Origin of the sequence: Croceibacterium soli, assembly GCF_009828065.1 — a bacterium.
In the GTDB taxonomy this organism is placed as follows: Bacteria; Pseudomonadota; Alphaproteobacteria; order Sphingomonadales; family Sphingomonadaceae; genus Croceibacterium_B; species Croceibacterium_B soli.
This window is the reverse complement of record NZ_WTYK01000005.1, coordinates 243560-251581: the sequence shown is the minus strand read 5'-3', so window position 1 is coordinate 251581 and position 8022 is coordinate 243560. Positions and strand designations below refer to the sequence as shown.

Genomic DNA, 8022 nt, shown 5'->3' with positions numbered 1-8022 from the left:
GGGGTGGAGCAGTCCGGTAGCTCGTCAGGCTCATAACCTGAAGGTCGTTGGTTCAAATCCAACCCCCGCAACCACCATTGCAGAACAACTTTTACGCATCGCCCACTCAGGGCCGTTCTCGTTTGCGGCAAAGCGGATAAGGTCCGTGATGTTCGCTGATACCTCGGCCTCCGGCGTCTCGCCTGGATAGACCGTCACGCTCTCGATGAGATCACCGATGAGCTCGGCTGCCTGGACGCGTACGCTCTCATCGTTCAGCGCGGAGCTAAGTGCGTCGACTTTCTCCTTGAATACTCTCAGGAGAGTCGAGTGCGGTAGAAGCTCGGCGGCCGGCGGCTCGAATTGCATCGCTTCCTCAAGCTCCCGCTTTTCCTGCTCGAGTTCAGCTAGCATCCGGTGCAGGGCAGGGCTCGCTTCGCTAACAAGCATGTTACGCAGTATCATGTCAATCTGCTGATCGACTTCAGCGAGGCGCTCAGTCGCTCGCGCCCCTTTGTTCTCCGAGCGCTCTGTAAGCTCGCGCAGTCCCTTCCGGAATTCGGCAACGAACAACTCCGCGAGTTCAGGCTGGAGTAGGTGATGCCGTAGGACCGAAAGGACTGCAGTCTCCAGTGGTTCGCGACGCAGCGACAGAAGATTGGTGCAGGTGCCTCGCTCGCGAGCACCCGCGCACCGATAGTAGTCTTTTCCCGCTATCGTGAAATTGGAGCCGCAGGTCGCGCATTTGATGGTACCGGAGAGAAGATGTTTGCGTCGTCGGTGCACGACCGGAGAACTGGCCGTTCTCGCTGTGTCTCGGCTTCGGAGCTCGATTTGCTCCCGGACGGCATCCCAAAGTTCATCATTGATGATGCGCATGTCGGGAACATCAATCCTGACCCATTCACTCTCGTCTCGCAGCCGATACCGTCGCTCCCGATCGTCCGTGTCAGGGTTCTTGCGCCACTCACGGCGCTTCCAAACAAGTTCACCGCAATACAACCGGTTGTTTAAGATGCCGACGAGCTTCTTTGGGTCACCTCGGACAGTGGATGCATTCCATTCGCCTCCCCGCGGACCGGGGATCCGCTCCTCATTCAGTCGGCGCACTATCCCAATCGAGGAAAGCCCATTCGCGAAGTCCTCGAAGATGCGACAAACCATAGCCGCTTGGTCCTCGTTGATTTCCAGCAAGCCTCGGATCGGTTCTCCATCCGATCCGATCTTGTGCACCTTACGATATCCATAGGCGCGGCCGCCAACGAAGCGGCCGGCGAGCAAGGCCGCCTGCATGCCGCGGAGAGTTTTCTGTTGGAGGTTGGATAGGAATAGGGATCCGAGCATACCTGCCACGGCGAGTTTGACCTCATCGATCTCGCCTTCGGCCAGCGTATATAACCTAACGCGGTCGTATCTCAGCTTTTTGCCTATCCAATTTACGTCTTCTCCATCGCGCGCAAGTCGATCAAGTGCCTCACATACGACAACGTCTATGTTGCCGCTGCGCATCTCGGCCAACATACGCGTGAGTCCGGGGCGATTGCGTTTGTAGCCTGACATCTCTGAATGGAGGTAGGTGCCCACGACCTCCCCGTTCAGCAAGCCGACCAGCGGCACACAGGCAGCTGCTTGGTCGGCGCTCGAGCTCGGGTTCTGTTTGTCCGTGGAGTGGCGACCGTAGATCGCGATCCGAGGCTTGCGAAGCATCATGCGCGACCTCCATCGGCCAGTGCTTCGGATGCTTTCTGCCGCGCGAGGAGACGCGTGACTCCGCGGAGCGATCGATCATCCTTTGCGACGCTGGCGAGGTTCGATCTGCCATTGTTGCGTCGAAGCACCTCCAAGGCTGCCCGTGCTCCGCCCATTGACAGGACCATCTCTCGTAGACGCTCCGCATCTCTACGGTTGCAGGCCGCTAAAGCCTGCTCTTGGATCTGCTGATCTAGGCTTGCGCAATGCTGCCGGGTGGCAAGCACTTGGTGCTTGCTACCCTCAGAACCAGATCGCTTTCCAGATTTCTCATTTCCTTCAGTAGTCATAATAGGACCTTCATCTAAGCAGCCGAGTGCTCCAGCCTCGACAACAGCCCCCTGATAAGCAGGGGTAGGAAGGTCCTGGACTAGCCGCGCCAGGAGCGAAAAAAGGAGGATGAGCGCGCCTCACGAAATCTGCGGCGACTGCATCTAGAGCCTGCAGCCGGCGTTCCTAATTGGTCCAGGCCGCCTCGCTCATACCCGGATCATGTACTTAGAATAACCGTGCTTGGTTTGTTCGTCTACGCCTTTTTCAACTAGCCGTCGATCATCCGGGGTTCTCGCCGGTCACTCGCCCTAGGCATACGTTCGGTCGATCACCTCCCCAACACTCCGAGATATCCTACGTCGGCGCGAGCGGAAGTTCTCAAGTTTCCAGTTGAGGAGCATCCTTGAAGAGCAGCCGCTGCCTAGAATGATGCCGGCCGTTGCGATCCTGGCGTAGCGAACCCAGGTTGAGCCCAGGCGTCGCTCACCTTCATGAAACCATGGTGAAACTGGTAGCAAACCTCTTCTTCGAAGTAGGCCGCGAACTCGACTTTGAGATCTGGCGGAGGTGGGAGGCCTTGGGTAACCCAGCCGGCGATCTCCTCTTGAAGCGCATTGTCGGACAGGATTTCCGAAGATCGATAGCGGACATGTGCTCGCCAAGACCCACGATCGCGCGCCGCAGTGAAGTGCGGAGATTCGCACGTTTCGTGGGCGAGAACTGGGAGCATCCGCCGGAGTCTTTCTCGTTCAGCCGCACTGTAAGACAGCGCGGCAACATCGGGCGTGTACTGAGAGAATCGTGTTTTTGCGGCTTCACGCCGTGGCCCGACGCGGTCTCGCAGATTAGGAACGTCCTGCTGCGCAAGCTCGCGAGGATCGGAGGTGTACGGACCAGTTCGATCCGGCTCATCAGGTGCTTCTAGAGCTTCGAATATCGCCGATCGGTACGCATCGACCGCTCGCGTCGCAGGGTCAAGCTGTACCGCTATTTCGTACTCTGACAGCCCGCCGGGACAAACTTTGGCGTAGTCGGGCGAATAGTTCCGCACGGAGGGCGCGTGCCCACCATGATGAGTGTCGATCCAGCCTTGGATCGTCGCGGTTATCGCCTTCTCCAGCTGGGCGATGAACGCCGGCTCGTCACCGAAATAGTGCAGCAGCTTCTGGTTCTTCTGACTGAAGGATTTTCGGGCTGCCGCCATCATGAGCGGCCACGCAGCGCCAAGAGCTGCCTTTGCCGCAACACCTACCCGCAATTCCTTGAGAACCTGACTCGCGACGATCAGCCTCAAGGCATCATCGTAGGCATGCCGCCACTTAGCCTTCTCCTCTGGCGTCAGCTGCTTGTCTGCCACGTCATCAATGAGTTTCTGCTGCTCTTTGTAGAAGCGCGCGGGCTGCACGCCAGCCTTGCCGGGTTGCGCGTACTTCACGTTCGGCCTGAGCTCGAACGATCCTACAGCGAACGCTTCCATCCAGGCGTGGAAGTCTGGCTCCTCGCCAACTAGGCAAAGCACTAGCTTCGTTACGAACTCCTCTCGCTCGGTTGGTTCGACAAGCTGGCGCATGATCTCACGGGCCTCTGCAGCAGAGACCTCGGGGCTTGCGCCCCATCGCTCACGGAATGCCTGCAACAGCTCTGGGGTGAACAGCTCTTCTAGTCCAAGGGTCAACATTCGCGGATTCTCCACTCGAGCGCCCCGCAACGAGGCGGATCCAATTTCCGGATCTTGCGTGATTTCTTGCTGAGCAGCGGGACGAGCCATGACAAAGCTCGTCCCGCCTCAGGTCATCCCATGATAAAATGCGGCTCGAAGGGTGCCGTGGGTGAAGAAGTCATGTGACTTCTTCCGAGGCGCAATACCTCAAAAGTGTGCAGCCCACTTTTGATTTGCGGCCCGCCAAGGTCGGGCAGTGTCGGCCACGCCGCCAGGGCCTCCGCGCCCGCTTTCAGACGGGCGCTCCGGCAGGCAGATGACAGTGCCTCGATCGCTTGCGGCGCGGCCGGGCTCATTGAGCTTCCTCGGACGTGTACAGCTCAGGCACTACTTCCGCATGCCGCTTCCGGACCAGTTCGGCGATCGTGCGGAAGTCTTTCTCCTCCAGGCAGGAAAGCGCGCTGCCATCGATGCCGTGATGGGTGTAAAGCGCGTCCACGAAGTCGTAGGTGAGGGGGGTAAGCTGGCGCTGATCGCGCTCAGACCGCTCTCGCCTGATTTGCCGCTCTGCTGCCTGATAGATGTGCAGCTCCTGCCGCGCCATCTCGGCAGCGGCCATGTGCTCTACCAACTGGCCGATGAGCGGACGTATAAGCTCGACCTTCTTACCGAGGAATTCCCTTAGCGCCCGGATTCTGTCGGCGTTCGGCGTAGTCTTCGATTTGACACTCAGACACCGCTTACGAGCGTCTTCGCTGCGCGTTCGAAGCGCATTTAGCCGGCGAACTTTGGCTAACAGCTCGTCCTGCTCACCTAAATATCGCGCGATGAAGATCTCCAGCAGCTTGTCGGCAGGAGTGGTGTGCAGTCCTTCGGTCGCGTGCTTTTCGTGCTCTTGGGTGCACGCATCATCAGTCGCGGGCGTTACACCCGCGCTCTCAAAAACTGAGGCTTTCATGTCTTGCTCCTTGCTGAAATGGTCGTTGGATGACGACCTGTCTCAGGGAGCTGCCCAGGCTTGTGCCGGATGATTGAAGAAGGGGAATGATCCGCGCGTAGAGCGGCGAGGAGCCTTCGGAACGGGAAGCCTTGGATGCTGGACGATGCCAGAAAGGCACGCGCACAGGAACACCACTCCGAAGAGTGCCAGTAACATGCGCAGGATGTTGACTAGCCCGTCCATGCAGCCGTTATAGAACACAGCAAAGAACATGGTCTACCGCTAATTACGATTGGGCTGCAGCTTCGAATGATGCATGTGGATCGCCGCACAGCATGTTCTTCTCAATCGAGCCCGTCACAGATCCGAGCCCGTCGGTTTGATTCCGCCCTAGTCTCCACAAGCTAGCCTGATCAAGAATGCGGTGAGCGAACTCCTCGGTCACCTGCTGGCGGAGGTGATGCTGGGCGCTGCCAAGGCCGGTGCGGGCCCAGTCCGGCAGCGCCGAACAAGAGGTCTGGGCCGTGGCTTTGTGGGTCGAGAAGCAACACGGCGCCGATGGGCTACCCTGTCGAAGAGCAGATTGGGTCCCTTGCTCTTAGAGGAGGGCAAGGAAGCATGACGATTTGGAAGAACGTCGCGGCCCGCTACACCGAACTGGTGCAGCAGGTGGCGCCGCCGAACCGCTCGTGAGCGGTCGGCACCCAAGGGCTTAGATGGCGAAGAGGGCCAGTGGCTGACGCCGGAAGGTGAAAATCACTGATGCGCCCGGACCTGCAGCCGGCCGGACGCAGCCTCGAAAGGCTCTTCCATGAAGTACAAAACAGATGAACACCGCGCCCGTGAGGGCGGGGCGCTGAAGGCCGCCCAAAACCTGGCAGTCCATGCCTGCTATCGCACATCCCCGGAGCTTTCGATCACGCCGCCGCAGTTGCAGGAGGCTCTCAATGTTCCCGCACAGGATCTCTTTCTTCTGCCATCCGGCGGTGAGCATCCGTACCGCCTTGAACAAGCCGTGCGCGAGACCCGCTGTACGCTGCTGATCATCGAGCCCGGCTCGACGATGGACGGCTTACCAACCTTCTACTTCACGCTGCTGCGCTTCGTCGGCGGGCAGGTCCGCTGGCACCGCGCCCTGCCGCTCTGGATACACTGGGATGGCGCTCTCTTCCTCGTACCGGATCCCGAGGATTCCGGCGCGGAAGCCGAGTTCTTCGTGCTCGAGCGAGGCGTTCGTCCGGCCAGGAAACCGTGGGAGACCGCCGTCGATCGCGACTTCGGCCTGCGCCATGCGGACGCGATCTTGCTGGCGCCTTAGCGCCAGCCGGGCACCGACGGGCGGTGCCGCTATCCCCGAATTGAACAGATGCTCGCCAGTGAGGCTGAGCAAGAGATGAAAATCAAGGGAGCCACCGCTCGGCCGCTGCTCCCCTACAGAAACAGAAAGATCGATTCATGTACTATACGACCGAACGCCCGTTCACGGGCGAACCCCTGCTTGGGCCCACGACGCACCGGGCACGGGTGCGGGCAGAAACGTTCCTTACCGCCACCGGAGTCATGCTCGACACGAGCGCGCCTCGCGACAATGCTATGCTGACCGAGTGCTATGTTGCTCCGTACGGAGGCTTCGTGCTGGCAGCGACCTGCTGCGATCGACCTCTGCTGTATCCGGAGGGCGAACTGATCGGCGATGCCACTGGGCACGACGTCACCATTTTGCGCTTCCATCCCCTTCGCGGGACCAGCTTCGACATCCTGCCGTACGGCAGCGAACGCTGGCTTTGCCGCTATCTCGCCTGGCGCCGGCGGAGCGGCAATCTGTGGCTGATCCCGAGCGCAGTGAAAGCTCCTTACGTCCGCGTCTGTGGCTGGGGTCTCGAGTTGGTCGACACGGCGCCGTTCGACAGCGAGGGTGAGCGCAACGCGGGGATCATCCTCGCGATCGACAATCCCTCGTTCGAAGGGAGGATCTGATCATGGCGAAGCCTCCTGCCAAAACAGCCAAGCCCAGAACCATCGCCAAGAAGGTGGTGCAGCTAACAGCCTCCGCAGCGATCGAAACTCCCGAGCTCAAGAGCTTCGGAAAGGGCGATTCAGAGCATCCCGGCTTCTCCTTCACCCGCTACTGGTGGGAAGGGGAGGGGCCAAGGGCAGGTATCACACCCTGGATTGAGAAGAAGATCCGGCCCGGCGACGACCCCAGGTTCGGAGCAGCTGCTAAGGTAGAGGTGATGCTGCATGACACCGCACCCGCCGACTACGCGGGTCTCGCGTTCCTGCTGCGACAGTTCGACGAGATGCTGCCGCCGTACGAGCGCCACGTCATGATCCAGGTGAAGCTGGCTCTCAACTCGAAAGAGCCATGGCACGCCGGCTACGAGCGCGCCCGAGCTTTCGCCCGGAAGCACTTCGTCAGCCAACGCTTCCCCGTCATCATGGCCGCGCATGTGCCCAGCGTTGTGGGCCTGGATGGATATGGCAGCCATGTGCACTGCATCGTTCTGTCGCGGCGCGTCAGCATCAACGGCCTTGAGGGCGCCTGCCACCGCCTGTGCTCCGACCGGGGATATGTCGAAGCACTTGCCGCTTGGAAGGCCTGGGTTGCCGCCGGGGACAACACCGCATGAGCAACCGCCGAGACACGCCGCTGCCTTCCGAGGCAGCGGCTCGACACCTCGCCGAGAAGGGGGAGGGCGCAATCGCCGAAGTGGCGGCCATCGCCGAGCGAGCACGCGGATTGGTCGCTTCTGGCTCGGTGAACCCGGCGGCTGACGGTCACGCCTCGCACCCGCCGCCATACTCTTGGGAGCTGACGGAGCGCGATGTTCATGTCCCAAAGCGCATCTGGCTTGGCTATGTCGATGACTACGCGACAGGCGAAGGGCTTAGCGTCTACTTCTTCGCCGGCCTAGCTAGAGACGAAGACGAGTTCAGCCGCAGCATAACGCTCGAGCTTGGGCGCGAGCTCGCCGACAAAGCCGAAGTGCGGCTTGATGTCGGAGGGTTTCCGTTCGCTTCCATGTTCCTCTCGCCGAGCTTCGCAAGCTCGCGCGACGCGTTCGACAGAGGCGAGGACCGCCCCGCCGCGATGAGCTTCATCGCCAAATACCGGGCAAACTACTCCTAGCCGCACCGTGAAGCGAGGCGCGGCCCTCGCGAACCCATCCGAAGCTTCGGCTTCCAACAGGAACAGACTGGGTAAAACGAAATGAACGATAGCAAGCGCGCCTCAGAGCGCCGCGAGGCGCTCGTCGAGAACATCAGCAAGCGCGAGGACCTCCCGCCGGGATGGCGCGGCATTTTCGACCAACTGATCGTCGATCTCTACAAGGTGGGACCGGCCATCCGGGTCGCGGTAGCGAAGGCAAAGGTGGGAGAACTTCGGGTCTTTCTGGAGAGGCATCCTACCCACAGTCCC

At 60.4% G+C, this 8022-nt stretch carries 9 protein-coding genes; 5 read left to right on the top strand and 4 right to left on the bottom strand.

What is annotated here, in order from left to right; genetic code table 11:
- Positions 1 to 30: 30 nt before the first annotated feature.
- The 3 genes from GRI75_RS10590 to GRI75_RS10580 form a co-directional block, all read right to left on the bottom strand.
- The gene (locus GRI75_RS10590) at positions 31 to 1689 is read right to left on the bottom strand and encodes a recombinase family protein (RefSeq protein ID WP_160746945.1); all 1659 of its coding nucleotides are present in this window, start codon (positions 1687 to 1689) and stop codon (positions 31 to 33) included.
- Positions 1690 to 2422: 733 nt separating this feature from the next.
- A complete protein-coding gene (locus GRI75_RS10585) occupies positions 2423 to 3769 on the bottom strand; it encodes a hypothetical protein (protein ID WP_160746944.1) in 1347 nt (448 codons plus the stop codon).
- Positions 3770 to 4013: 244 nt separating this feature from the next.
- Positions 4014 to 4619 (bottom strand): hypothetical protein, encoded by a 606-nt coding sequence (locus tag GRI75_RS10580; RefSeq protein WP_160746943.1) that lies wholly within the window; start codon positions 4617 to 4619, stop codon positions 4014 to 4016.
- Positions 4620 to 5083: 464 nt separating this feature from the next.
- On the opposite strand from GRI75_RS10580, the gene GRI75_RS14835 reads away from it, so the two are divergent.
- From GRI75_RS14835 to GRI75_RS10560, 5 genes are all read left to right on the top strand, one after another.
- Positions 5084 to 5203, top strand: coding sequence for a DUF6961 family protein (locus GRI75_RS14835; protein ID WP_407925143.1), 120 nt, complete (start codon positions 5084 to 5086; stop codon positions 5201 to 5203).
- Positions 5204 to 5412: 209 nt separating this feature from the next.
- On the top strand, positions 5413 to 5919 hold the full coding sequence (locus GRI75_RS10575; protein ID WP_160746942.1) for a hypothetical protein: 507 nt from the start codon (positions 5413 to 5415) through the stop codon (positions 5917 to 5919).
- A 137-nt stretch (positions 5920 to 6056) separates the two neighbouring features.
- Complete coding sequence (locus GRI75_RS10570) at positions 6057 to 6578, top strand: hypothetical protein (protein WP_160746941.1); 522 nt, start codon at positions 6057 to 6059, stop codon at positions 6576 to 6578.
- A gap of 2 nt (positions 6579 to 6580) precedes the next feature.
- On the top strand, positions 6581 to 7231 hold the full coding sequence (locus GRI75_RS10565; RefSeq protein ID WP_160746940.1) for a hypothetical protein: 651 nt from the start codon (positions 6581 to 6583) through the stop codon (positions 7229 to 7231).
- Positions 7228 to 7731, top strand: coding sequence for a hypothetical protein (locus GRI75_RS10560; protein WP_160746939.1), 504 nt, complete (start codon positions 7228 to 7230; stop codon positions 7729 to 7731). Before GRI75_RS10565 ends, GRI75_RS10560 begins: the two co-directional genes overlap by 4 nt.
- Positions 7732 to 7833: 102 nt before the next feature.
- Here GRI75_RS10560 and GRI75_RS10555 read toward each other — a convergent pair whose 3' ends face one another.
- On the bottom strand, positions 7834 to 8007 hold the full coding sequence (locus GRI75_RS10555) for a hypothetical protein (RefSeq protein WP_160746938.1): 174 nt from the start codon (positions 8005 to 8007) through the stop codon (positions 7834 to 7836).
- Positions 8008 to 8022 lie beyond the last annotated feature (15 nt).

Excerpts from the sequence above, each read along its gene's own strand:
- GRI75_RS10560 (WP_160746939.1), top strand. The coding sequence starts at position 7,228 with ATGAGCAACCGCCGAGACACGCCGCTGCCTTCCGAGGCAGCGGCTCGA.
- GRI75_RS10555 (WP_160746938.1), bottom strand. The coding sequence starts at position 8,007 with ATGCCTCTCCAGAAAGACCCGAAGTTCTCCCACCTTTGCCTTCGCTAC.
- GRI75_RS10565 (WP_160746940.1), top strand. The coding sequence starts at position 6,581 with ATGGCGAAGCCTCCTGCCAAAACAGCCAAGCCCAGAACCATCGCCAAG.
- GRI75_RS10575 (WP_160746942.1), top strand. The coding sequence starts at position 5,413 with ATGAAGTACAAAACAGATGAACACCGCGCCCGTGAGGGCGGGGCGCTG.
- GRI75_RS10570 (WP_160746941.1), top strand. The coding sequence starts at position 6,057 with ATGTACTATACGACCGAACGCCCGTTCACGGGCGAACCCCTGCTTGGG.
- GRI75_RS10590 (WP_160746945.1), bottom strand. The coding sequence starts at position 1,689 with ATGATGCTTCGCAAGCCTCGGATCGCGATCTACGGTCGCCACTCCACG.
- GRI75_RS10580 (WP_160746943.1), bottom strand. The coding sequence starts at position 4,619 with ATGAAAGCCTCAGTTTTTGAGAGCGCGGGTGTAACGCCCGCGACTGAT.
- GRI75_RS10585 (WP_160746944.1), bottom strand. The coding sequence starts at position 3,769 with ATGGCTCGTCCCGCTGCTCAGCAAGAAATCACGCAAGATCCGGAAATT.